18 protein-coding genes and 1 pseudogene are annotated in these 22,851 nt (G+C 50.0%); 14 read left to right on the top strand and 5 right to left on the bottom strand.

Going from position 1 to position 22,851, the window contains the following annotated elements:
• Positions 1-18: 18 nt before the first annotated feature.
• The 6 genes from IQ268_RS18720 to IQ268_RS18695 all read left to right on the top strand — a co-directional run bounded on the left by IQ268_RS18720 (position 19) and on the right by IQ268_RS18695 (position 8,595).
• Positions 19-1,065 carry an iron ABC transporter permease gene (locus IQ268_RS18720; protein ID WP_193882388.1) on the top strand — a complete coding sequence of 349 codons (1,047 nt, stop codon included), beginning with the start codon at positions 19-21 and terminating at the stop codon, positions 1,063-1,065.
• Positions 1,062-1,892, top strand: coding sequence for an ABC transporter ATP-binding protein (locus IQ268_RS18715; RefSeq protein WP_193882386.1), 831 nt, complete (start codon positions 1,062-1,064; stop codon positions 1,890-1,892). Before IQ268_RS18720 ends, IQ268_RS18715 begins: the two co-directional genes overlap by 4 nt.
• 518 nt (positions 1,893-2,410) lie before the next feature.
• Positions 2,411-3,481 carry an AraC family transcriptional regulator gene (locus tag IQ268_RS18710; protein WP_228035505.1) on the top strand — a complete coding sequence of 357 codons (1,071 nt, stop codon included), beginning with the start codon at positions 2,411-2,413 and terminating at the stop codon, positions 3,479-3,481.
• Between the two features lie 124 nt (positions 3,482-3,605).
• A complete protein-coding gene (locus IQ268_RS18705) occupies positions 3,606-6,197 on the top strand; it encodes a TonB-dependent receptor (RefSeq protein ID WP_193882383.1) in 2,592 nt (863 codons plus the stop codon).
• A gap of 31 nt (positions 6,198-6,228) precedes the next feature.
• The gene (locus IQ268_RS18700; protein ID WP_193882380.1) at positions 6,229-7,278 is read left to right on the top strand and encodes an iron-siderophore ABC transporter substrate-binding protein; all 1,050 of its coding nucleotides are present in this window, start codon (positions 6,229-6,231) and stop codon (positions 7,276-7,278) included.
• Positions 7,279-7,296: 18 nt separating this feature from the next.
• Positions 7,297-8,595, top strand: a complete 1,299-nt coding sequence (locus tag IQ268_RS18695; RefSeq protein WP_193882377.1) for an MFS transporter — start codon at positions 7,297-7,299, stop codon at positions 8,593-8,595.
• Positions 8,596-8,842: 247 nt separating this feature from the next.
• Here the strand turns inward: IQ268_RS18695 and IQ268_RS18690 are convergent, their stop codons facing one another.
• Complete coding sequence (locus IQ268_RS18690) at positions 8,843-9,316, bottom strand: DoxX family protein (RefSeq protein ID WP_193882374.1); 474 nt, start codon at positions 9,314-9,316, stop codon at positions 8,843-8,845.
• 335 nt (positions 9,317-9,651) lie between these two features.
• Here IQ268_RS18690 and IQ268_RS18685 point away from each other — a divergent pair, with 335 nt between their 5' ends.
• Positions 9,652-10,194 carry a hypothetical protein gene (locus tag IQ268_RS18685; protein WP_193882543.1) on the top strand — a complete coding sequence of 181 codons (543 nt, stop codon included), beginning with the start codon at positions 9,652-9,654 and terminating at the stop codon, positions 10,192-10,194.
• 4 nt (positions 10,195-10,198) lie between these two features.
• Here IQ268_RS18685 and IQ268_RS18680 read toward each other — a convergent pair whose 3' ends face one another.
• Complete coding sequence (locus IQ268_RS18680) at positions 10,199-10,390, bottom strand: hypothetical protein (RefSeq protein WP_193882371.1); 192 nt, start codon at positions 10,388-10,390, stop codon at positions 10,199-10,201.
• Positions 10,391-10,549: 159 nt separating this feature from the next.
• Between IQ268_RS18680 and IQ268_RS18675 the strand changes: the two genes are divergently transcribed.
• Positions 10,550-10,954 (top strand): hypothetical protein, encoded by a 405-nt coding sequence (locus IQ268_RS18675; protein ID WP_193882367.1) that lies wholly within the window; start codon positions 10,550-10,552, stop codon positions 10,952-10,954.
• Between the two features lie 144 nt (positions 10,955-11,098).
• On the opposite strand, the gene IQ268_RS18670 is transcribed toward IQ268_RS18675, so the two are convergent.
• Both IQ268_RS18670 and ilvD read right to left on the bottom strand, forming a co-directional pair.
• Entirely contained in the window at positions 11,099-11,332 is a 234-nt protein-coding gene (locus IQ268_RS18670) for a hypothetical protein (protein ID WP_193882364.1), read from the bottom strand.
• Positions 11,333-11,374: 42 nt separating this feature from the next.
• Positions 11,375-13,219 (bottom strand): dihydroxy-acid dehydratase, encoded by a 1,845-nt coding sequence (gene ilvD, locus IQ268_RS18665; RefSeq protein WP_193882361.1) that lies wholly within the window; start codon positions 13,217-13,219, stop codon positions 11,375-11,377.
• Positions 13,220-13,889: 670 nt separating this feature from the next.
• Between ilvD and IQ268_RS18660 the strand changes: the two genes are divergently transcribed.
• A complete protein-coding gene (locus tag IQ268_RS18660) occupies positions 13,890-16,109 on the top strand; it encodes an ATP-binding protein (protein ID WP_193882358.1) in 2,220 nt (739 codons plus the stop codon).
• 60 nt (positions 16,110-16,169) lie between these two features.
• Here the strand turns inward: IQ268_RS18660 and IQ268_RS18655 are convergent, their stop codons facing one another.
• Positions 16,170-17,714 carry a mercuric reductase gene (locus tag IQ268_RS18655; protein ID WP_193882355.1) on the bottom strand — a complete coding sequence of 515 codons (1,545 nt, stop codon included), beginning with the start codon at positions 17,712-17,714 and terminating at the stop codon, positions 16,170-16,172.
• 315 nt (positions 17,715-18,029) lie between these two features.
• On the opposite strand from IQ268_RS18655, the gene IQ268_RS18650 reads away from it, so the two are divergent.
• From IQ268_RS18650 to IQ268_RS33480, 5 genes and pseudogenes are all read left to right on the top strand, one after another.
• Entirely contained in the window at positions 18,030-19,325 is a 1,296-nt protein-coding gene (locus IQ268_RS18650) for an MFS transporter (RefSeq protein WP_193882351.1), read from the top strand.
• Between the two features lie 72 nt (positions 19,326-19,397).
• Positions 19,398-20,156, top strand: coding sequence for a hypothetical protein (locus IQ268_RS18645; protein ID WP_193882348.1), 759 nt, complete (start codon positions 19,398-19,400; stop codon positions 20,154-20,156).
• Positions 20,157-20,378: 222 nt separating this feature from the next.
• Positions 20,379-21,152 carry an MlaE family lipid ABC transporter permease subunit gene (locus tag IQ268_RS18640; RefSeq protein WP_193882539.1) on the top strand — a complete coding sequence of 258 codons (774 nt, stop codon included), beginning with the start codon at positions 20,379-20,381 and terminating at the stop codon, positions 21,150-21,152.
• A 185-nt stretch (positions 21,153-21,337) separates the two neighbouring features.
• A pseudogene (locus IQ268_RS33485) lies at positions 21,338-22,078 on the top strand (peptidoglycan-binding protein); the annotation flags it as partial.
• Between the two features lie 114 nt (positions 22,079-22,192).
• Positions 22,193-22,627: a lysozyme gene (locus tag IQ268_RS33480; RefSeq protein WP_370584683.1), complete on the top strand. Its 435-nt coding sequence runs from the start codon at positions 22,193-22,195 to the stop codon at positions 22,625-22,627.
• Positions 22,628-22,851 lie beyond the last annotated feature (224 nt).

Below are 22,851 nucleotides of genomic sequence, written 5' to 3'. Positions count from 1 at the left end.
CTGCACCAATCCTCTACTATGAAAATCTCCTGGTTCGTTATTCGATCCAATTCACTCCGGTTGTCGTTTCGGATCGATCGGCGAGTTCCCCTGGTACTGCTGCTACTGCTGATCATGACACTGATCGTTATGGTGATCAGCGTTGGCTATGGAGAATACCCTATTCCACATCTGGACGTGGTCAAAACAGTTCTAGGATTACAAAGCAGTAATTCTGACTATGTTTTTGTCATTCACACCCTGCGGCTGCCGCGCGTCATCATTGCCTTTATGGTGGGAACCGCACTGGCAATCGCCGGAACCCTTTTGCAAGGGCTAACTCGTAACCCCCTGGCTGCTCCAGAAATTGTTGGGGTGGAGGCAGGAGCAGGATTGGCAGCAGTTGCTCTAATTGTCTTGTTTCCTTCCATTCCTATACTCTTTTTGCCAATCGCTGCCTTTGCAGGCGCAGCTATCGCGGCATTGCTGGTTTATGGGTTAGCGTGGGAGCAGGGCAGTGCGCCAATTCGACTGATTTTGGTCGGTGTAGGCGTGGGGGCGATCGCGTCTGCGTTCACCACTCTAATGATTACCTTTGGAAATATTTATGATGTGAGTCAGGCGTTGGTGTGGTTAGCCGGAAGTGTGTATGGACGCAATTGGGAGCATGTGCAAGCGTTATTGCCGTGGCTGGTTGTGTTTATTCCAGCATCCTTGCTTCTGGCACGAGAACTTAATACGTTGAATTTGGGAGATCAGGTGGCGCGGAGCTTGGGCAGTTCGGTAGAATGGCAGCGCGCTCTGTTACTCATTACCTGTGTGGCGCTGTCTGGAGCAAGTGTGGCGACTGCTGGCACAATCGGCTTTGTAGGGCTGATGGCTCCTCACCTGGCGCGGCAACTGGTTGGCAATGCCCATGAAGGATTAATTCCTACTGCTGCTTTGGTGGGTGGGCTTATCGTTGCACTAGCTGACTTATTGGGGCGATCGCTGTTTGCGCCGATCGAAATACCCTGTGGCGTGATTACCGCTGTTGTAGGTGCGCCTTACTTCCTTTATTTGCTCTATCGTAATCGCAATACATGAAGACCGATACCTCCACTGAAAGCGCTCTCACTACCCGCAAACTCAGCCTGGCTTATGCAGACACCACGATTATTGAAGCCTTAGATCTGGCAATTCCAGCGGGTAGAATCACTGCACTGGTTGGACCTAATGGGTGTGGAAAATCCACCCTGCTTAAAGGACTGGCGCGGTTGGTTAAGCCGAAAGCTGGCGTGGTTTATCTGGATAGCGCTTCGATCTTTAAACTGTCTACCAAAGAAGTGGCTAAGCGATTGGGAATGTTGCCTCAAGGTCCAGTTGCTCCTGAAGGGTTAACCGTCAGAGAATTGGTGGCACAGGGGCGTTATCCCCATCAGGGTTGGCTGCAGCAGTGGTCACAGGAGGACGAACGCTTCACTGAACAAGCCCTTGCAATTACGAGTGTGGCAGAGTTGGCAGATCGCCCACTTGATAGTCTTTCAGGGGGACAGCGACAACGCGCCTGGATTGCCATGACCCTGGCACAAAATACAGACGTTCTGCTGCTGGATGAACCCACTACATTTCTCGATCTGGCGCATCAAATTGAAGTACTGGATCTGCTGTATGAGTTGAATCAAACTCAGAACCGGACAATCGTTATGGTGCTGCACGATTTGAATCAAGCCTGTCGCTATGCCGATTATTTGGTGGCGATGCGGCAGGGATGTATTTACGCTCAGGGAATTCCGACTAAAGTGATGACTGAGGCAATGGTGCGAGAAGTGTTTGGCTTAGAGAGCCGGATTGTTGCCGATCCTGTGGCTGGAACACCAATGTGTGTCCCAATCGGACGCAAAAGCAGAGAGGCAAGATTGCATCAGGGATAATTGCTAGCTTGTGTAGTTTAATCACCCTCGATCGCCCGGAGAGGATTGCTAAGCGATGGTTGAACTGTTTCACCATCACCCACCGTTTGCAAATTCTGATCCCACAAACATTAGAGTCGAGGTTACGTGACAGAACAAATGACATTTATAGACATGCCATGATAGGAATAGGGGTCAGAAAAAAAGCGATCGCTACTGGCGGGTAGCGGCGTTATTGGATAGTTGCAGTTCTTGGAAAAGACCATGCCAGGAGGAGTTGAAGCCATACCTGAGCGTGGCTAGAGTAGAGGCTTGCGTTTACCTTACAGCAGTTCTCAATCGAGTCAGCCACAGTCTCGCCAAGATAGGTGTGGGGTGTAGGGTTTGAAGTGTGGTGAATGCAACTGAAAATGGCTGTAATTCAGCCCCGCAAGGTGTCAAACGGGTTGTATAAATGCCATCGCCAAATTGAACACCTGACTTGACAAAGCACCCAACTTAATGAGAGTTAATAGCAATAAAACAATTTGGATGGCGGGATGGCAATTTCTTCAAAAACTCGTGTAATGGGCACAACGACTCAGCGATCTAACTCTGCGATCGCCCTCACCCTGGCAGACGTTCAAGCACTGACAGAACGCGCCCAACAACAAGGGGAAATCATCCATCAACGAACGGCGTTTGAGACACAAACCAACCTGCCCAGCATCTTGGGGAACGGAGGCGATCGCTGTATTCATCTGCGGAACGGACTCACCATTCATATTCGTCAAGCAATACTGCGGCAGCCGTTAAGCTTAGAACAGCAGCATGACTCGGTCTTTCCATTAACGGCAAAGTTTTATATATCGGGTTCCTCCAGGGTCAAAACCAAAGGTGTGGCGGAGGTCGAATCGGATTATATAGAGACTCCAGGCTACAACTATCTCTATTACCTGCCGGATTTGACCGAAGTAGAGGAATGGCAATCCGACGAGATGATTCAGGTGGTAATGGTCTATGCTCCTGCTGATTACTTTCGCTCCTTTTACTCGAATGAAATCGGTTTGGCTCAATCGCTTCAGCGTTTGCTAAAGGGATATGGGACTCGGCGATTTCACCATCCTCTGGGACGAACGACAGCCGCCATGAATCAGGTGTTACAACAAATTTTGCACGCTTGCTATCAGGGGTTGACGCAGCAGTTGTATCTGGAGAGCAAGGCTCTGGAGCTGTTGGCGTTGCAGTTTTCCCAATGGACCGAGGAGCCATCCTCCAGGGAGCGATCGCGGCGTTTGTCACCCCATGAGTTAGAACAGCTTCATGCTGCCAAAGATAAGTTAGTTCGCAATGTTAGTCATCCCCCTTCATTGGCGGAGATCGCGCAACAGGCCGGACTTAGTGAATATCGGCTGAAACAGGGGTTTCATCAAGTGTTTGGCACAACGCCCTTTGGTTATTTGCATCACCATCGAATGCAAATTGCTCAGGAATTGTTGCTGAATTCTGATCTGTCGATTGCAGGCGTAGCCGCAAGAGTGGGATATTGTAACCCAGAAGCCTTCAGCACTGCCTTTCGCCGCAGATTTGGGATCAACCCCAAGGCGTTTCAACTTGGAAAACACAATTAAAGGGGCAGACACTTCATTTAACAAAGAAACCTTTCAATTTCACAAAGAAAATCAGGTCTCGAACCCCCTATCATCTCCTCATTGGTTGTTGAGAAAAATTATTATTTGTGGTGTAGGGTTTGGCATGAAGTTGAAGTGGAGCGTTTGGGTGGGGCAGTCCGCTGGGTTAATGACGGGACTGGTGTGGGTAATAGGGACAGCGGCAGTCGCTCAGGGGCAGGAACCGCGATCGTCATTGGTGAATCGTCAATGGTTATTGGCACAGCTACAAACCTCTGAACCAGGGCAAATGACGAATGACCAGGTTCCGTCAACAGTGGAGGCAGGGTTGACGCAAATTGCTCAAGGTTCAATCGTGCAAATCACAGGGATACAGCTTGACTCAAGCGAAGGAGGCATTGAACTGACGCTGCAAACGACGGGTGAACTCGTCACGCCTGAACCGACTGTGGTCGGTAATGCGCTGATTGTCGATCTGCCTGATGCAGTACTGGCATTACCAGAAGGCAATGAGTTCTCAGCCGCTCAACCCGCAGACGGGATCGCTCTGGTTAACATCAACGGTCTGCCCGACAATCGGGTACGGATTGCGATCACAGGAACCGATGCACCGCCTGTTGTTGATCTCCGTACCGAAAATGCTCAACTGATTGTGAATGCTGTTCCCAGTGATGCGATCGCAGTTTCAGCAGAAGCGGATGCCATTCAGATTGTCGTCTCTGGTGCGGAGGAGGGCAGTGATTACTTCGCGCCTGATGCCAGTACCGCCACTCGTACCAATACCCCGATTCTGGATGTACCCCAGTCAGTTCAGGTGATTCCGCGCCAGATTCTGGAAGACCAGCAAATTTTACGAGTGGATGAGGCGTTGCGAAATGTCAGCGGTGTGGTGGGTAGCCTGGATGCCTTTGGAGCGGGGGGAACTCTGACACTACGGGGCTTTTCAACGGATACCTTTTCCAATGGTCCAGTTTTACGTGATGGATTTCGGGTTTACAACAACCTGGGAGTTCAGGAAACGGCAAACCTGGAGCGGATTGAAGTGTTACGAGGCCCTGCTTCGATTCTGTACGGTCAAAATGAACCGGGGGGAATTATCAATCTGGTGACAGAGCAACCTCTGTTTGAACCAGCGTATGAGCTGCAATTGCAGGCAGGGAGTTTTGGGCTAATTCGTCCGAGCCTGGATTTTTCCGGGCCATTGACGGCAGATGCCTCACTCCGCTATCGATTGAATGCTGTTTATCAGCGAGAAGATGGTTTCCGTGACTTTGATACCGACGATGAGCGATTCTTTATTGCCCCGGTTTTAGCCTGGGATATTAGCGATCGCACCACTCTCTCCGTTTCGCTAGAATACTTAGATGACGAATCCCCCTTCGATACGGGGTTGGTTGCCATTGGCGATCGGGTTGCGGATGTTCCCGCTGGTCGGATTGTGAATGAACCAGATGATTTCCGCCGTACTGAATCGTTCACAATTGGTTATAACCTGGAGCACCAATTCAATGAAGATTGGACATTACGCAACGCCTTTCGCTATGTTGCTCAGGACTACAATTTAGAAACGTTTCTGCCGTTTGCGGTGGATGATGCCACAGGAACAGTCACTCGCTTTCCTGCCGATCGCCGCTATCGATCCGACGATTACTCGTTGCAGACCAATGTAGTGGGAGAATTTGCCACAGGCGCGATCGACCATACGCTTTTGGCTGGAGTTGATCTGAACTTTAATCGGTTTGATGAGGTCTTTACCCGCGTTGACCTTAATTCTCCGGCACCGCTCAATATTTTTGATCCGGAGTATGGTTTAGTCTCCCGACCCGATTTGAGTGGCCTTACTCCCTTTGCTCCTTTTGATACGGAGTACGATCGCGTCGGTGTGTTTTTGCAAGATCAGATTTCGATTGGCGATGCTATCACTCTTGTCGGTGGATTGCGTTATGACAGCGTTATCTTCCGAAACGTCGCCGAAGACACCAGACGTTCAGATACAGCGTGGAGTCCGCGTTTGGGAGTGGTGTATCGTCCTTTAGACAATGTATCGCTCTACGCTAGTTATTCTCGATCGTTTGTGCCCAATTTTGCTCAAGGTGTTGATGGAGACTTTCTGGAACCCGAAACATCAGAAGGATTTGAGATCGGCGCTAAAACAGAACTATTTGACGGCAATTTGCTCGCAACATTAGCGTTTTTTGACATCACTAAACAAAATGTGCCAACAGTGGTTGATCCTCTCACAGGAGCATCGGCGGCAACTGGAGCACAGCGCAGTCAGGGAATCGAGCTGGATACCATTGGAGAGATTTTACCAGGCTGGAATGTCATTGGTTTCTATGCCTACACAGATGCCAGGGTGACTGAGGATAATGTTGTTCCCATTGGCAACCGTCTGGTGAATGCCCCAAGACATAGTGCGGGATTGTGGTCAACCTACACCATTCAATCGGGTGACTTGCAAGGATTGGGTTTTGGCTTAGGTGTGAACTATGTCAGCAACCGCTTTGGCAATCTCGATAATGACTTTGAGTTGGGCGATTATTTCCTGACGAATGCGGCACTGTTCTATCGGCGTGATAACTGGCGATTCGCTCTCAATGTGAACAACTTATTTGACGTGAATTACATCACCAGTGCCAGTGGCACAAACCGCAATACGGGAATCAGACCCGGAGAGCCGTTGTCGGTGATTGGTTCAGTCTCAGTCAGTTTTTAAGCGGTAAATAGGAGATATTCAGGATCACGCTATGATTAAGTACCACTCTGTTCGAGGATGGCTCATTGCCCTACTTCTGACTAGCGTGATCGGGGCTTGTGGTGCGATCGATTCCTCAGTTGAAGAGCCAGCCCCAACAACCACAACGGCGGATTGTCGCACCGTTGACCATCAAATGGGAAAAACTGAAGTTTGCGGACAGCCAGAACGTATTGTGGTGTTGGGTCCCAATCTATTGGAACTGTTGCTGGTTTTAGAGGTACAGCCCGTTGGTTTTGCCGACCACATTCAGTTTCACACCAAGGATTATGACAATCCAGCCGTGCAAATTCCCTATTTGGGCGATCGCATTATTACCCAACCTATCAATGTGGGAATAGACTACACGCCCAATCTAGAAGCACTCCTGCGAAGCAAGCCCGATTTAATCCTGGGTCCCAGCTTCCTTGGAGATGAACAATATGCCACGCTTGCCCAAATTGCGCCGACGTTACTACTCGACTGGTTTGATACAGAAACAAATTTACGGACGATCGCTACAACGTTGAACCGATCTACACAGGCAGACACAGCCCTAACCCAGATGCAGCAAGCAGTAGACCAGGCACGACAACGCCTTGCCCCGGTTGTAGCATCTCATCCCAAGGTGTTGATGCTGTCTTCAACAGACATGACCGAAGTTCGTTTATTCACCCCTCAAGAAAACTACTGTGCTGCTCTGGTAGAGGATTTGGGATTTCAACTGGTTTATCCACCCGCGATCGATCCTGCTCAACTCCAAGCCTCTGTGCCGATCTCCCTGGAGCAAATTCCCCAAATGAACCAGGCAGATTTAGTAATGCTATTTGGGGTTGATTTTGCGGTTGCAGGTAGCTCAACCGATTCTAACCGTTTCCAGCAACACCAACTCATGCGCTTTCAACAGGCATGGGAAAAGAGTGCGATCGCCCAATCCTTGGATGCTAGTAAAGCCGGACGAGTCTATTTCATTCCTGCCTACCTTTGTTTAGGTTTACCGGGCCCCGTTGGCACTGATCTCTACCTCAATGAACTTCAGCGACAGCTATTGCCCACTCAATAAGGTTGACTTCCTGTAACCGTGCGTACCTTTATTATCCTTTGGCTGGGTCAACTGGCATCTTCCATTGGCAGCAGCATGACCTACTTTGCGCTGACCCTATGGGTGTGGCAGCAAACCGAATCAGCAACGGCGATTGCTCTCATCCTCGTTTTTTATCAACTACCGCAGATTGCGATATCTCTGTTTGCAGGCATTCTAGTCGATCGCATCTCGCGTAAACACCTATTAATTGTCAGCGATACGGCGGCGGCGGTCTGCACCCTCTCCGTTGGTATCCTGGCAGCCGTTCAGGCATTACAGCTTTGGCATATTTATTTGATTGCTGCCATCATTGGTTGCTTCGGAAATATTCAATCCCTCACCTATTCCACTCTGGTTCCCTTAATTGTTCCAAAACAACACCATACTCGTGCGAGTAGTCTGGGTATGATGGTGAGCTATGCTGCCGGAATTCTCTCTCCAGCCTTAGCCGGATTGCTTTATCCAAGGGTAGGACTATTAGGCATTACTGCAATTGACATGGCGACATTTGCGATCGCTATGCTGACTCTATTTCTGGTGCCGATTCCGCAAACGAGAGAAACGCTGAACGCCAGCACTGAAGAGACGAGTAAGAAGCTTTGGCAAGAGACAACCTTTGGGTTTCGCTACATTGCCGCTCAGCCTAGTTTGTTGGCAATGGTCATCATCATGTCCTCCTTCGCCTTTCTCAATCAAATGGGCGAAGTGCTTTACCAACCAATGATTTTGGCAAGAACAGGTGGCAATGCTGAGACGTTAGGCATTGTTGTAGCAGCGTCAGGGGTGGGAGGGGTTGTCGGCGCGATCGCTCTGAGCATTGGGGGTGGATTTCGTCGTCGCACTTCAGGAATGATTGTTGGCTTTATCGGCATTGGCTTAAGCGAACTGGTGTTGGGGCTAGGACGAGGAATTGGGATATGGGCGATCGCTCGGTTTGGGGCATCTCTACACAGCCCATTAGTGTTTAGCTCCTACATGGCGGTATGGTATGCCAAAGTTGCGCCCAACCTTCAGGGACGAGTTTTTGCAGCAGATTACCTGATTGGCATCGTGATTGAAGTCTCAGCCGGACTCAGTGCAGGATTGCTTGCCGATCGGGTGTTTGAACCGCTGATGCGATCGGAAGGGTGGCTGGCTTCAACATTTGGAGCAATGGTAGGGTCAGGAATGGGTAGCGGCATTGCACTTTTATACACACTGACTGCCATTGTCATCATTGTGATTGGACTGATAAGCACTAAGGTCAAACGATTTCAAGCCGCTGAAGCGTTGATGCCCGATCATGAGATGGATTAGATCCAGTGTAGTCACACTATTTTTGCCAGATGGGATGATTGCAGCGTAGCTGCGATATGGGGCAATTAGCTGAAACTGTTACAGGACAAAGGCCTTCAATTAAACTTTTGTACTACTCAAGTTCAACATGCCAGGATTTGCCTCTATTAAGCAACAGATTTACGTTGTTTCAGGCTTCGAATTCGACCCGATTGCCCCTCGTTACAGCGACGATGTAAGTACCCCAATCACCATCGACCAGTTTACTTTACGGAGATGAGGATTTCCTCAGCCAACCTGCGATCGCCGTATCGAGGGAGAACAAACCACCGCCATTGGTCAGGAAGAAGCCAAACCACAGGGCATACAGGGAAGCCGTTTCCAAGGGCGAAATTTGCCAGCCGTCTTTTTTGAGGTGAAAGAATATCGCAATCAGCATGGTAAACAGCAGGATCAAAGCATTGAGCCGCGTGAATAATCCAAGTGCTAGCAGAATCGAACTGACAATTTCAGCGTAGGCCGCACAGTAGGTCAAGAAAACGGGGTAAGGTAAGCCAATAAAACTCACAACCCCGCTGGCAAACCCCTGCACGTCTGCCAGTTTGCTAAATCCGTTATGGATCATCAGTAAGCCCACCACCACTCGAAAAAGTGTCCAGGCCACCTGAGCAGGGCGGTTCTCGATCGCGGTAGATTGCAGAGTGGCACTCAGTAACGTTGGTTTTGTTTGAATTGCAGTCATCACTAGGAATGGTTTCAGTTAGGTTTAATTGATTTTCGCCGCTCACTGCCCAGATAATTCTGCTGCCCAGATAATCTTGGCGATGGTTTGCTGGATGGGTATAAAAGCAACAGGTAACGACAGATAAAAGACGAGCGATCGCACCGTTCAATGCGATCGTTTCATAATAACAGGCTCAAGGCTGCAAAGGGTTGGGAGCGACGCAGACACCCTTTTACTCAAACGTAGGGGGCAATGGTGCCCATTACTATAAGGGCAGGGTTTGTTAAAGTGCAGAAAGTGGGAACCACGGAAGGCAGGTGATGAGCCGAAACCCCCTATGGGATAATAAGTTTATGATTGTTTTTGATATCACCACCAACATTCTGCTGCGAGATCTCCTGTTTGTGGCGATCGCCACTGCATTTCTGGCGATCGCGGGTCGAGCATGGCAAGGTGCAAAAGCTTACGAATTACCCAAACCATTGCCCCAATGGTTCACACTTTGGTTTACATCGGTTCAAATTTTAGGAGTATTTCCGCCGTTGCTTGCCCTGGTGTGGTGGGGCATTGGACAGCACTACTCAGGAGTCCTGGTCGTCTTCCTATCATATTTTATTATTCTAGCACTACAAATTATTAGCGAAAGGTTGACGCTGCGGCGATTTCGCTCGGTCACCTGGGTTATGGTGCCTTATCTTTATGTGCCCTATCGCCTCTGGCAATTGTATGAAGGCTTGGGATTCATTGAACCCGGATCAAATCTGGTCTGGGTACGAGCTATTTTGATGCTAGAACTCGTTGTATGGAGCGTAAACTACGGCCTCGATTTAGCTCAGTTGCCGAGGCTATACCGTTGGGAGTCCGGAAAAAAGCCAGATTCAATCAATGATGATTAGGTTGTTATGGTTCACCCGTCTCATCCTCATCATTTGTCGCGTCCGTTTCATCTGCTCTTTCGTCAGAGTGTAACCACTGATAGGTGAAATGATTTGAAAGCTGTGCCACGACAAACCCTAAGCCAGCGATCGCCAGCCCAAACAAAAACGGTTTTAGCTCGAACCAAATTGGAACACGGTCAAAGTAGGGCAGCATTTCTCTTATTCACTCTTGTTCAGTTGATTCACTCATCTGTACTTTATCTGTTGTAACCTAGACACCTAAGTAAGATGTATCGCGATCGCACTCCGCCTATACTGGCATAGTGCTTGCAAGTATATTCTTGCAATATCTCTGTTGTTCTTAGGTGCTCAAATGGCGGATGTAAATGGCACTTGGCTTGGAACCTACTGGCAAGCGGGATCTCCTACCCGGTTTGAAGCCACTCTGGTTCAAAGCGGCAACACGCTCACCGGTAGGATTTTAGATGACGGCAACTTAGGAGAGGCGCAAATTACAGGTGAAGTCAGTGGACTTACTATTAGCTTTACAAAGCGGTATCTTACTACGTCGCTCAGTTTAGTGAGCTATACAGGCGCTATTGCAGTAGACGCAGATTTTATGTCTGGCAAATGGAGTATTGGTCAGTCGGATTCAGGCGAGTGGGAAGCGCATCGGGGTGGAGAGAATCTAGTTGCAGAACTTAACGAGCGCCTGGCCGATGAGGAACCAGCAGCAATTCCCTTGGACAAAGAGGCTGCTCCAGCTACCGCTGTTTGAAATTCGTTGAGTCGAAACGTCAGACATTGCTAAGTAAATGAGTCATTGGCAGATCATGGTTTGAATCGCTTTCCAAATCTACCCAGTTTAAGAACTCTGAAGGTTCAGATGTTCCTGGAATGACTTGCCACAGGCGCTCAAGCCTCAGCGTTGGGCTTCGATGTGAGCATTCGACTGAGCCGATGCCAAGGCGGAAGGGCATTCAGCAAAATGGGGACTTTGAACCAGAAGCGGTTTGAAGTCCCCAATAGTAGAGAATCGGAGGCCGTTAAAGACAGGACGTTTCCAAGGCTTCAGACGCTCATGCAGCAACGCCAAAAACTGCTCAAACCCATGCATTGAGGCATCAATTGCAGAACTCCGCGACTGCATGAGCATGATAGTTTGCCCTAAAAAGCTTGCACTCGTCGAGAGGCTGCTCTACTCAAGCATTTCCAGGTTTCGTACCGCTCCTTGATCGGCACTAGTTGCCAACAGCGCATACGCCTTGAGCGCTGCTGTTACCCGACGCTGCCGGGGCTGTTCAGGCTTCCAGGCATCTTTACCCTTAGCTTCCATAGCAACCCGACGGTTGGCTAATTCCTCCGCCGATAGATCCACATGGATGCTGCGATTGGGAATGTCAATCAGGATGCGATCGCCATCGTGAACCAGGGCAATGTTGCCACCTGCCGCCGCCTCCGGAGAAGCATGACCAATCGAGAGTCCCGACGTACCGCCGGAAAAGCGGCCATCGGTCAACAATGCACAAACTTTACCCATCCCTTTGGACTTGAGGTAACTGGTCGGATAAAGCATTTCCTGCATCCCGGGGCCACCGCGCGGCCCTTCATACCGAATGACCACCACGTCACCCGGTTGTACTTCATCCCCTAAAATTCCTTTGACCGCAGCATCCTGACTTTCATAAATGCGCGCTCGGCCTTCAAACACATGAATGCTTTCGTCTACACCTGCCGACTTAATAATACAACCGCGCTCAGCCAGGTTGCCGTAGAGTACAGCCAGCCCCCCCTCCGTGCTGTAAGCGTGTTCGATGCTGCGGATACAGCCATTTTCTCGATCCAGGTCGAGTGAAGGCCAGCGGGTCGATTGGCTGAACGCTTGCTGAGTAGGAATCCCCGCAGGGCCAGCCTTGAAGAAGGTGTGAACGGCTTCGTCATCAGTACGCATAACATCCCAACGATCGAGCGCTTCCTTTAGCGTCTGGCTGTGAACCGTCGGCACATCCGTGTGAAGCAACCCGGCACGATCCAGTTCGCCGAGAATGCTGGGGATACCGCCAGCACGATGAACATCTTCGACATGATACTGGGGAGTGTTTGGTGCCACCTTGCACAACTGGGGAACCCGGCGCGAGAGGCGATCGATGTCGGCCAAGGTGAAGTCAACCTCGGCTTCATGAGCCGCAGCCAGCAAGTGCAGAATGGTGTTGGTGGAACCGCCCATAGCAATGTCCAGCATCATGGCATTTTCAAACGCTTTGATGTTAGCCACCGAACGCGGCAGTACGGATTCATCGTTCTGCTCGTAGTAACGGCGGGTAATGCTGACAACGGTACGTGCAGCGTTAAGGAACAGATCCTTCCGGTCGAAATGGGTGGCGAGTACGGTGCCGTTGCCGGGTAAGGAGAGGCCGATCGCTTCGGTGAGACAGTTCATGGAGTTGGCGGTGAACATGCCAGAGCAAGAGCCGCAGGTTGGGCAGGCAGAGCGCTCATACTCTTCGACAACCTCATCGCTAACGTTGTCATTTGCGGCCACCACCATAGCGTCCACCAGATCCAGCTTGTGCTCCGAGAGCTTCGTTTTGCCCGCTTCCATCGGGCCACCAGAAACAAATACGGCAGGAATGTTAAGCCGCAAAGCGGCCATCAACATTCCAGGGGTAATCTTGTCACAGTTGGAAATGCAGACCAGGGCATCGGCACAATGGGCGTTGACCATGTACTCAACCGAATCGGCGATGATCTCGCGCGACGGCAGACTGTAGAGCATCCCATCATGACCCATAGCGATGCCATCGTCTACGGCGATCGTGTTGAATTCCTTGGCGACACCACCAGCGGCTTCAACCTCACGGCACACCAACTGACCCAGATCTTTCAGGTGAACGTGGCCGGGTACAAATTGGGTAAAGGAGTTGGCGATCGCAATGATGGGCTTCTCGAAATCTTCGGTTTGCATTCCGGTGGCGCGCCAGAGCGCGCGGGCACCGGCCATATTGCGTCCCTGTGTAGAGGTTTTAGATCGATAGGTTGGCATGGTGCATCCTATTGGGATAGGGGATCGAAAGAGTCTAGACTTTGAATGATTTTACTGTGATTCCTGCGGCGATCGCCCTCCTCCAGCCATCACCTGCCAGCAAATATCTCAAAATTTCTGTACCACTAACCTGCGCTGAGGACAGCGTTGAGTGAAATGACATTTGCGAAGCGCTGTCTCAACCGGCTCTAAAGAGAATGCTTTATGAGGTCTAATTGGTAGTCCGCCCGACATCCGTAGGAGCGTAGCATCCCCTGCACAATCTACGGGCAATCCGCCTGAGGTCTATTTCAAGGGCTATTTACCGAATGCTACGCCCTTACTTCCAAACATCCTCTAAGACGTGATGGTTAAGAGAAATACCTGTTGCCGTGAACGTTTGTAGCTTGTCGGAGGAGCGCAAGCAAGACCGCTTTAATTGTTAATCCGATGGCATTATGGGCACCTTAGATCTATATAGCCTGATTGACATAGCCTGATTGACGAATTGAAGCCTTAACGCCTTCTCCTGCCACACAGGAGCGAAGCGGTTAAGGATCAAAGTTGACGTTTAACGTCCTTTCCTTAAACCTCTGCAAGGCAGACATAGGAGAGGGCGATTGAAAGTTGTCAGCCGATCAACTACCTGGCCTGATGTAACTGTCCCTGTTCTGCCATCCTTTTGACAAAGATGCGTCATCTCAGTAAAGGTAAGGCATTTCCATTACAAATTGTTCTGGTTGTGCCCTTCGTTCTCCAAACCGTTGGAGCTGTCAGTTTGGTGGGTTATTTGTCCTTCAAGAATGGGCAAAAAGCAGTCAATGATCTGGCACAGCAGTTGATCGATCGCACCGGTGATGTCGTCAACGAACACTTGAGTTCTTATCTTTCCATTCCGCAAACGCTAAACCAGATCAATGCAAACGCCATTCGTCGAGGAATGCTGGATGTGCGCGATCGCAAAGCAGTAGGCGAGTATTTTTGGGATCAAATGCAGGCGTATGATTTGACCTTCATCGGCATTGGCTTAGTCACAGGGGAGGGGCTTGGAGCCGCTCGTTATGATGGCAAAACAACGACGGTTGAAGAATGGACTGCAACCCTGCCCAACAACGTGACCAACTATGCCGTTGATGACCAGGGTAACCGCACTCAAGTGAATGGTCGCTGGGATTGGGATAACTTCAGCGAACCCTGGTACACCGACCCCATTGCAGCAGGCAAACCCATTTGGGCAAAGATTGTAACTGCAAACTTTCCGACGGGTCCATACATCACAGCCTCCGCCAGTCGTCCTATCTATGACGCGCAGAATCGTTTGCTAGGCATGATCGCCACAGATATTCATCTGCTGAAGCTGAGCGACTTCTTACGCAACCTGGCCATCAGCGAATCTGGACAGGTGTTTATTGTGGAGCGGGACGGCACCCTCATTGCTAACTCCAGCATCGAGAAGCCCTTTGTTCTGGTTAACGAGGAAGCTCAACGAATAAAGGCGATCGACAGCGCTAATCCGGTCATTCAAAGCATTGCCCAACAAATTCAAGCCTCCAACGGATTTCAGTCCATTACCGAGGTGACCCACTTTCAGCTCAAGGTGCAGGGAGAACGGCATTTTGTTGATGTTAACCCCTGGCAGGATCAGTATGGCCTGGATTGGCTCGTAGTAACGAGTCTGCCAGAACACACATTCATGACGCAAATCAATGCAAACACACGCACCACGATCGTGCTTTGCCTGGGCGCATTGGTTGCAGCTTCAGTTATGGGTGCATTCACCTCCCATTGGATTGCCCGCCCGATTCTTCACTTAAATCGAGCCAGTAAAGCAATGGCATCGGGTGATTTGGATCAGACAGTAGAAATGAGTCAGCTTCAAGAACTCAATACCCTGTCTCAGTCTTTTAACCATATGGCAGAACAACTGCGAACATCATTTACAGCACTGGCGCAAAGCAAAGCAGAATTGGAAGATCGGGTAGAAGAACGCACGGCTGAACTCAAAAATACCTTACAGGAACTGCAGCGCACTCAAGCTCAAGTGGTTCAAAGTGAAAAAATGTCGAGTTTGGGTCAGCTTGTGGCTGGTGTGGCTCACGAAATTAATAATCCAGTGAACTTCATTCATGGCAACCTCAGCCATGTGCAGACGTATGTTAGCGATTTGTTGAAACTGGTGCAGTTGTATCAACAGCACCACCCTGACTCGGCTCCTGCAATCCAGACGGCTGTGGAAGACATCGATCTGGAGTTTTTGCAGGATGATCTACCAAAGTTGTTGGCTTCTATGGAACTGGGAACAGAGCGGATTCGCCAAATTGTTCTGTCGCTACGGAACTTTTCCCGGATGGACGAAGCAGAATTCAAAGCGGTCGATATTCATGAAGGCATTGATAGCACCCTGCTGATTCTGCAACATCGCCTCAAAGCCAATCCTGAACAAGTAGAAATTGAGGTGATCAAAGACTACGCTGCACTACCGCTTGTAGAATGTTATGCCGGACAGCTCAACCAGGTCTTTATGAACATCCTGGTGAATTCCCTTGATGCACTGGAAAGCACTTCTCAGGTTCCAGTTCCTGGCGCTGAGTTGAACTCGACTCAATCTTCATCCCACCCCCAACCCGCTCCGAAAATTACAATTCGGACAGCGTTAATCAACGATTCATGGGTAGAAGTGGCGATCGCCGATAACGGAATTGGTATGTCCAAAGAGACGCAAAAACGCATCTTTGATGCTTTCTTTACCACAAAACCGCTTGGAAAAGGCACGGGAATGGGAATGCCGATCAGCTACCAAATTATCACAGAAAAACATCACGGCAAGCTGGAGTGTTTCTCAACTCCCGGTGCAGGAACCGAATTCATTATTCAAATCCCGCTTCGGCAAACCGTTCACCAATACACATAAATAGACGGTTGGTTAAGGCGACAAATGGGTGCGTGTCAGTTAACCCGGTGTAACAACAGATTATCGCTGCCACTGTAGCCAGGTTGAAAATAGTTTTTTAATGAACGGCGTAAATTGACTGAAGCTGTACTCGTCTGCTGCCTTGCGAATCACTTCAGCCTGGGTGGGATAGGGATGGATCGTGTTGGCGACCGCTCCCAGTCCCAAATTTCTGGTCATCGCCAGCGTAATTTCATTAATCATTTCGCCAGCATGACGAGCAACCACCGTTGCTCCCAGGATTTTGTCACTCCCTTTTTTGAGGTGAATTTTGGCAAACCCGTGAATTTCTCCGTCAGCGATCGCCCGATCGACATCATCCAGAGAAACAAACAGCGTTTCAACTTGATCGGCCTGTTGTTGAATGGCGCGATCGCTTAAACCCACATGGGCAATTTCTGGATCGGTGTAGGCGCACCAGGGTATCACAAGCTGGCTGAGCTTTTGTCGCCCAATTCCCAGGGGTGAAAACAGCGCATTGCGAACTACTCGTCGAGCCGCTGCGTCTGCTGCATGGGTAAATTTCTGCGACATACACACATCCCCAACGGCATAAATACGCGGATTCGAGGTTTGCAGAAACTCATTGACCAGAACGCCCTTCTTTGAATCGGTGTTGACTCCTACGGCCTCCAGATTTAACCCGTCTATGTTGGGCGATCGCCCAGCGGCAACCAACAGTTCATCCACAACAATGGTTTCTTCATGACCATTGCGCTGGTAGTAGATTCTCTTTTCGGCTCCATGGCGTTCGATGCGCGTAGTTTTGGCATCTAACACCACCTGAATATCCTCCTGCTCAAACTGCCGCTGAATGATTTGAGCCGCATCGGCATCGGCACTGGCAAGCAACCGAGATCCTTTTTGCAGCAGGATCACCTCTGCACCTAACCGACGGAAGGTTTGCGCCAATTCACATCCAATGTAGCCACCGCCAATAATACTCAGGCGTTTAGGACACTCGGTCAACGAAAAAACCGTTTCATTAGTGAGGTATCCCGATTCGGCCAACCCCTCAATCGGTAGCTGAGCCGCGCGTGACCCAGTGGCAATCACCGCTTTCTTAAACCGCAAGGATTGTCCAGCCACCTCCACCGTATCTGAACCGGAAAAATGAGCCTGCCCTAAAAATACATCAACACCCATCTCGCAAAATCGTTGAACGGAGTCATTTTTGCTGATGGTCGCTCGTACCTGGCGCAACCGTTCCATCACTGCGGCAAAATCAACGTGAGTTCCATCGGGAACAGAGACACCAAAGCGATGAGCCTGATGCACATCAGCTACGGCTCGTGCAGACCGGATCAAGGTTTTGGAGGGAACACAGCCTGTGTTGGTACAGTCTCCACCCATTAAATGTTTTTCAATTAGAGCCACCTTAGCTCCGACCAGAGCCGCTCCTGCGGCTGTGACCAACCCAGCGGTACCGGCTCCAATGACAACCAGATTATAACGGGAAGCTGGTTTTGGGTTTACCCAGTTCGAGGGATGAAGGTTCGCAACCAGCGTTTGGTTATACTGATCCATCGGTTGAACCGTTACGGAACGGGTGTCAATATTTGTCATCAGAGACTCCTTTAGCACGTTGAATCAGGCGGCCACCATGACAGCTTGAGCCATTAGCGCACCCGTCTTCAGTCTAGAGAATCGTCGTCAACTTTACTAACGGTTGAGTCAAGGATCTAAATAAACTACAATTGTATTATTTGTATTACACTGCAAGTTGGTCGGGCTTACCTGCACTGTTTCACCTGCTACTACTCAAGGGTTTTCTGTCATGTCCTATGAACAGCCAACTGGCTCCCCGCTCTACGTAATGCGGCAGCCGACTCTCAGTGAATAGAATTCATACCCCCCATCCCCACGCAGAGGATAGAACGCATGACGAACCGTTTCTACGCTATTTTAGTGAACTCGCTAGTGGCATCATTAACCAATACCTTTGTTTGGTTTGCGGTCACGTTTTGGGTGTATCTGCAAACCCAGTCAGTGCTGGCAACATCAGTGATGGCGGGGGTGTATCTGGCGACTGTCGCTATCTCCGGTTTTTTTCTCGGTTCTCTGGTGGATCGGTATAAAAAGAAAACAGCCATGATGCTTTCCAGCATTGGTTCTCTGATTTTATATCTGCTTGCCTATCTTATTTTTGTGTCGGTGCCTTCTTCTGTCTTTACTGATCCTGGCAGTATTGTTCTCTGGATATTCATCATCCTGGCACTGATAGGGGCGATCGCTGGAAATCTACGAACGATCGCACTTCCAACGCTGGTAACGATCTTAATTCCTGAGCATCAAAGGGATAAGGCAAACGGTTTGGTTGGCACAGTGAATGGTGTAGCATTCCTGGTTGCGTCTATCTTTAGCGGATTGGTCATCGGCTTTCTTGGCATGTTTTGGATGCTTGTTTTCGCAATTGGCATAACCCTTCTGGCCATGCTTCATCTATGGACGCTGTCCATTCCCGAAACGCGAATCCTTCACACTGACGCTCAACCTCACTCCATTGATATTCGCGGCACAATTCGAGTGATCCGTCTTATCCCTGGACTGTTTGCGCTCATCTTTTTCAACAGTTTCAACAATTTCCTGGGTGGCGTATTTATTTCCCTGATGGATGCCTATGGTTTGTCGCTCGTATCGGTGCAAGCATGGGGCATTTTGTGGGGGTTTTTAAGTTTAGGATTCATTGTCGGTGGGTTAGCGGTCGCCCGAATAGGATTGGGAAAAAGCCCACTGCGAACGCTATTTCTGTCCAATATTGTCATGTGGATTGTTTCCATTTTCTTTACGATTCAGCCCTATATCCTCTTGCTGGCGATCGGCTTATTTATTTACCTGTGCTTAATTCCGGTGGTTGAAGCGGCAGAGCAAACCATCATTCAAACGGTAATACCACCTGAGCGCCAGGGGCGAGTATTCGGGTTTGCCCAAAGCATTGAGCAATCTGCCGCCCCTCTCACGGCTTTTATGATTGGGCCGATCGCGCAATTTATATTCATCCCCTTTATGACAACCGGGGTTGGTGTAGATCTCCTCGGTAGCTGGTTTGGAACTGGAACCGATCGAGGGATTGCGCTTTTATTTACAGTAACCGGGCTGATTGGGCTGATCGTGACGGTTATGGCAATGCGATCGCGTTCGTATCAAAAACTGTCAGCCAATTATCAGAAGCGCTAACGTGCTGCCCTGATGGGGGGCAAATTCATACTATGATTCAGCAACGCCGAGATAACAGCAGAGCTTAAACCTGTGAACGCTAAAATGGTCTACGGTAGAGCAAGCGGAGCAGCAGCGTTTAAGCGGGAACTAGCAATGTCAATTGTGGACGAGAACGGATGGGTAGCAAGGAAGCAAATGGCTGAAATGATCCAACCAGAGCCAGGACGATCGCAGCATGGCAATAGACTAAGTTGCAACAGAAGTCGCAATAGACTAAACAGCTTAGTCGTCGCTTTATTGGTGATGGTGAGTATTTTTCTGTCGTTTTCAACTGTTCCCCAACCCGCATTAGGAGCAAACCTGCCCACAAACCTGCTGACGCTAGACGATTTGCCACCCGGATTTGCGGTGTATTCAGGTGCGGCCGTTGGCAACTGCAATCCTTCAGAGCAACCTGGAAACGCGTTTGTTTCAGAAGCCGCGATCGCAGAGATTGTGTGTGTCTCGTCCGTACCAATTGATCACATTGTGGAAAACAATCAGCCCGGTTCGCCACTGGGTATCGCGTTTCTGGATGCTATGTTAAGCAATCCGGAGGCATTAACCCAGGTGTTAGGGCAAGAAAAACCAGAAGACCTACAATTTTTGGATTTGTCGGGGGTGGGCAATATCGCGATCGGGTTCCGAGGAACCGTTGCCGATTTGGGCAAGACAGATATTGCCATTTTTCGCAGAGACGCTACATTGAACACCGTATTTGTGATTCATCCAGATCGCGCTACTCCCTTAACTTCGCTACAATCCCTGGCCTCCAAGCTTGACCAGCGGTTGCAATCCTTCGCCTCTTAGGGAATAGATGGGCGATCGCCTAAATGGAACAAAATCGGCCATTTATGCATCTGGTACTCGGTTCTCTCCGTATTTGTAGAAACCTGATCAGGTTCTTTTGCAGTGGGTGCGATATTTAATTCTCCAGCAAGATGTTAAGTTAGCAATGCTCTGGAATAGGGAGGTGAAAGCAATCCACTGCTGCATACACTCCATTCGTTCAAAAAACTGACCATCAAACAGATTCGCTTGCTGTTTGGCAGTCGCCCGCTAATACGAACATTGCTGACCTGTCTGCTCGCAGGGCAAGTCCTGTTTCGGTTGCTACAGGGACGGCTCCATTGGCGTAATTTGCTTGTTCACCTCTACACCGTTGGGCCAGCTTCACTCTATGCCGTCTTGTTGGTCAATGGCTTTGCAGGAATGATCTTCACGGTACAAACGGCTCGCGAACTCTCCCGCTTTGGAGCGATCGCGGGCGTTGGTGGAGCCTTTGCCCTTGCCTTTTGCCGGGAGTTGTCCCCTGTATTAACGGCCAGCGTCATGACTGGACAGGTCGGTTCAGCATTTGCGGCGGAAATTGGAGCGATGAAAATCAGTGAACAAATTGATGCGCTCAGAATGCTGAGAACCGATCCAATCGACTACCTGATCACACCGCGAATTGTGGCCTGCTGTCTCATGCTGCCTGTTGTGGCGATCGTTGCCATGGTTGTAGGAATTATGGGTGGCATCGTTGCGGCGGCGTTGTTGTATGGTCAACCGCCTGCCGTGTTTTTGTTGTCAGTTCGTAATTTCCTCACGATCGACGATCTCATTGCAGTTACAGTCAAGTCCTGTATTTTTGGAGCAATTTTGTCGGTAATAGGGTGTAGCTGTGGCTTAACGACCATTGGTGGAGCCAGGGAGGTGGGGCAGTCAGCAACCGCTGCGGTGGTCGTTGGTTGGATTTGCTTGTTCGGCTGCGATTTCTTATTGTCATTGCTCTTGTTTGGCACTGTGCCCACCTCCAGATAAATCACCGGATACAGACTCAACTGAAATGATGTCGGGCAGTAGCAGCCAGTTAGTTGGTAGATGCGCTTCTATCTATCCCTCTGGGAACGGTCGTCGCTGGGTCACGTCTACAACTTATCTGGCTGAAAGGCACTCCTTTGCTTCAAGCTGTATACCTTGACTTACCGCATCCAAGAGAATTGAGTATGGAGACGTTTGGAACTCTCTCGTCTAATGAATCAACGGCATTACAATCTATCTTTTCAGTTACCTCGTTTTTGAACAATGCAACGGCTGGTTACACCAAGACAGATCTTGTAGCTGCAATCCGAGCAGATGGGTCGATCGCCAGCCAGAACAGCTTTACACCAGAAATTGAGTTATCCTCATCGGTGCGTCAGGTAGAACCTGGTGTGGCTGGTGTATTTAAATCCATGCATTTGGAACGGTTTACTGGCGATCGCAACAACACCTCACTTACACGTTCCGGCAACTCGGCTGAAAGCCCCAGTTTGGCTGGCAGTCCGGCTCCTGTCCATACATCCCTCACTGGCAGGAAGGTAGATGTTTTGACGGGGATGCCTGAGGATACGGCAACGTTAGGAGTGGGGGATATGTTGGAATCGGATTCGGCTCTGGCGATCGCCCCATCAGAGAAGCACGCCAAGCCCAACAGTGCTGAAGATCTGTTTGCTCCGGTGGCTGAATCACCAATGCCAAGAACCAGTGCGTTAACGGCATCAGAAGTGGCCTATCCTGGCTATTTGCTGAAGTATGAGCCAGGAAAGCCGTTGAAATATGATGTGAATGTGCAGCAATGGCAACAGCGAATGAAGGATCGGGGTTGGACGATTGATGTGGATGGTTTCTATGGCTCGCAAAGCGCACGGGTGACGCGTCAGTTTCAACAAGAAAAGGGATTGGTTGCAGACGGTATTGTAGGGCCAAAGACATGGCAGGAGACGTTTCGCGCCGATAATGTCACCGCTCCTATTCCCGGTCAACCGCAGCCACCCACTCCACCAAATATTCCGGCGAATCCAGCGGGAGGAACGGGGCAAATTAATCAGGAGGGGTTGAACCTGGTTAAGAATTTTGAGGGGTTTCGATCGCAGGCTTACCGAGATCCGGTCGGCGTTTGGACGATTGGTTACGGGCATACTGGAGCGGATGTCCGGGCTGGGCAGGTTATCACCAGGGCGGAAGGAGAGGCGTTGCTGCGGCAAGACCTGAGACGGTTTGAAAACCATGTGCGGCGGTTAGTAAAAGTACCGCTCAGTTCAAATCAGTTTTCGGCGTTGGTGTCGTTTACGTACAATGTTGGGCAGGGTGCTTTGGCGGGGTCAACGCTGCTGCGACTTTTGAACCGAAGCGATTATCGGGGTGCGGCGGATCAGTTTCCGCGCTGGAATAAAGCAGGCGGCAGGGTGTTGGCAGGGTTGGTGCGGCGCAGAAGTGCGGAGAGGGCATTGTTTCTCAAAGCAGAGGCACGGTGATCAGCAGAGGCACGGTGATAGAGCTTTATCATTTGGCGTTGCTGAATACATGTATGAGGTTTGTTGGGGCATTGGGTTGCTTTAAGGCAGGTGTTCTAATCAGCAATTCGTTCCTATCTATTCAGCAAGGTTGATTGTGTTGCGATCGGTGCGGGTGGGCAGGTTGGTAGTGTATTGAATCTAAGGTGGGGAGGTGAAGACTTGGGGGCTTTGCCCCCAAACCC

The organism is Oculatella sp. LEGE 06141 (assembly GCF_015207605.1).
Lineage (GTDB): Bacteria > Cyanobacteriota > Cyanobacteriia > Elainellales > Elainellaceae > Oculatella.
Note: the sequence above shows the minus strand (reverse complement) of the source record. Positions and strands in the feature narration are given on the sequence as shown.

Bases quoted from the DNA above. Each gene is read 5' to 3' on its own strand.
- IQ268_RS18710 (WP_228035505.1), top strand. From the start codon at position 2,411: ATGGCAATTTCTTCAAAAACTCGTGTAATGGGCACAACGACTCAGCGA.
- IQ268_RS18720 (WP_193882388.1), top strand. From the start codon at position 19: ATGAAAATCTCCTGGTTCGTTATTCGATCCAATTCACTCCGGTTGTCG.
- IQ268_RS18660 (WP_193882358.1), top strand. From the start codon at position 13,890: ATGCGTCATCTCAGTAAAGGTAAGGCATTTCCATTACAAATTGTTCTG.
- IQ268_RS18670 (WP_193882364.1), bottom strand. From the start codon at position 11,332: ATGCTCATGCAGTCGCGGAGTTCTGCAATTGATGCCTCAATGCATGGG.
- IQ268_RS18655 (WP_193882355.1), bottom strand. From the start codon at position 17,714: ATGACAAATATTGACACCCGTTCCGTAACGGTTCAACCGATGGATCAG.
- IQ268_RS18685 (WP_193882543.1), top strand. From the start codon at position 9,652: ATGATTGTTTTTGATATCACCACCAACATTCTGCTGCGAGATCTCCTG.
- IQ268_RS18690 (WP_193882374.1), bottom strand. From the start codon at position 9,316: ATGACTGCAATTCAAACAAAACCAACGTTACTGAGTGCCACTCTGCAA.
- IQ268_RS18715 (WP_193882386.1), top strand. From the start codon at position 1,062: ATGAAGACCGATACCTCCACTGAAAGCGCTCTCACTACCCGCAAACTC.
- ilvD (WP_193882361.1), bottom strand. From the start codon at position 13,219: ATGCCAACCTATCGATCTAAAACCTCTACACAGGGACGCAATATGGCC.
- IQ268_RS18700 (WP_193882380.1), top strand. From the start codon at position 6,229: ATGATTAAGTACCACTCTGTTCGAGGATGGCTCATTGCCCTACTTCTG.
- IQ268_RS18680 (WP_193882371.1), bottom strand. From the start codon at position 10,390: ATGCTGCCCTACTTTGACCGTGTTCCAATTTGGTTCGAGCTAAAACCG.
- IQ268_RS18675 (WP_193882367.1), top strand. From the start codon at position 10,550: ATGGCGGATGTAAATGGCACTTGGCTTGGAACCTACTGGCAAGCGGGA.
- IQ268_RS18705 (WP_193882383.1), top strand. From the start codon at position 3,606: ATGAAGTTGAAGTGGAGCGTTTGGGTGGGGCAGTCCGCTGGGTTAATG.
- IQ268_RS18650 (WP_193882351.1), top strand. From the start codon at position 18,030: ATGACGAACCGTTTCTACGCTATTTTAGTGAACTCGCTAGTGGCATCA.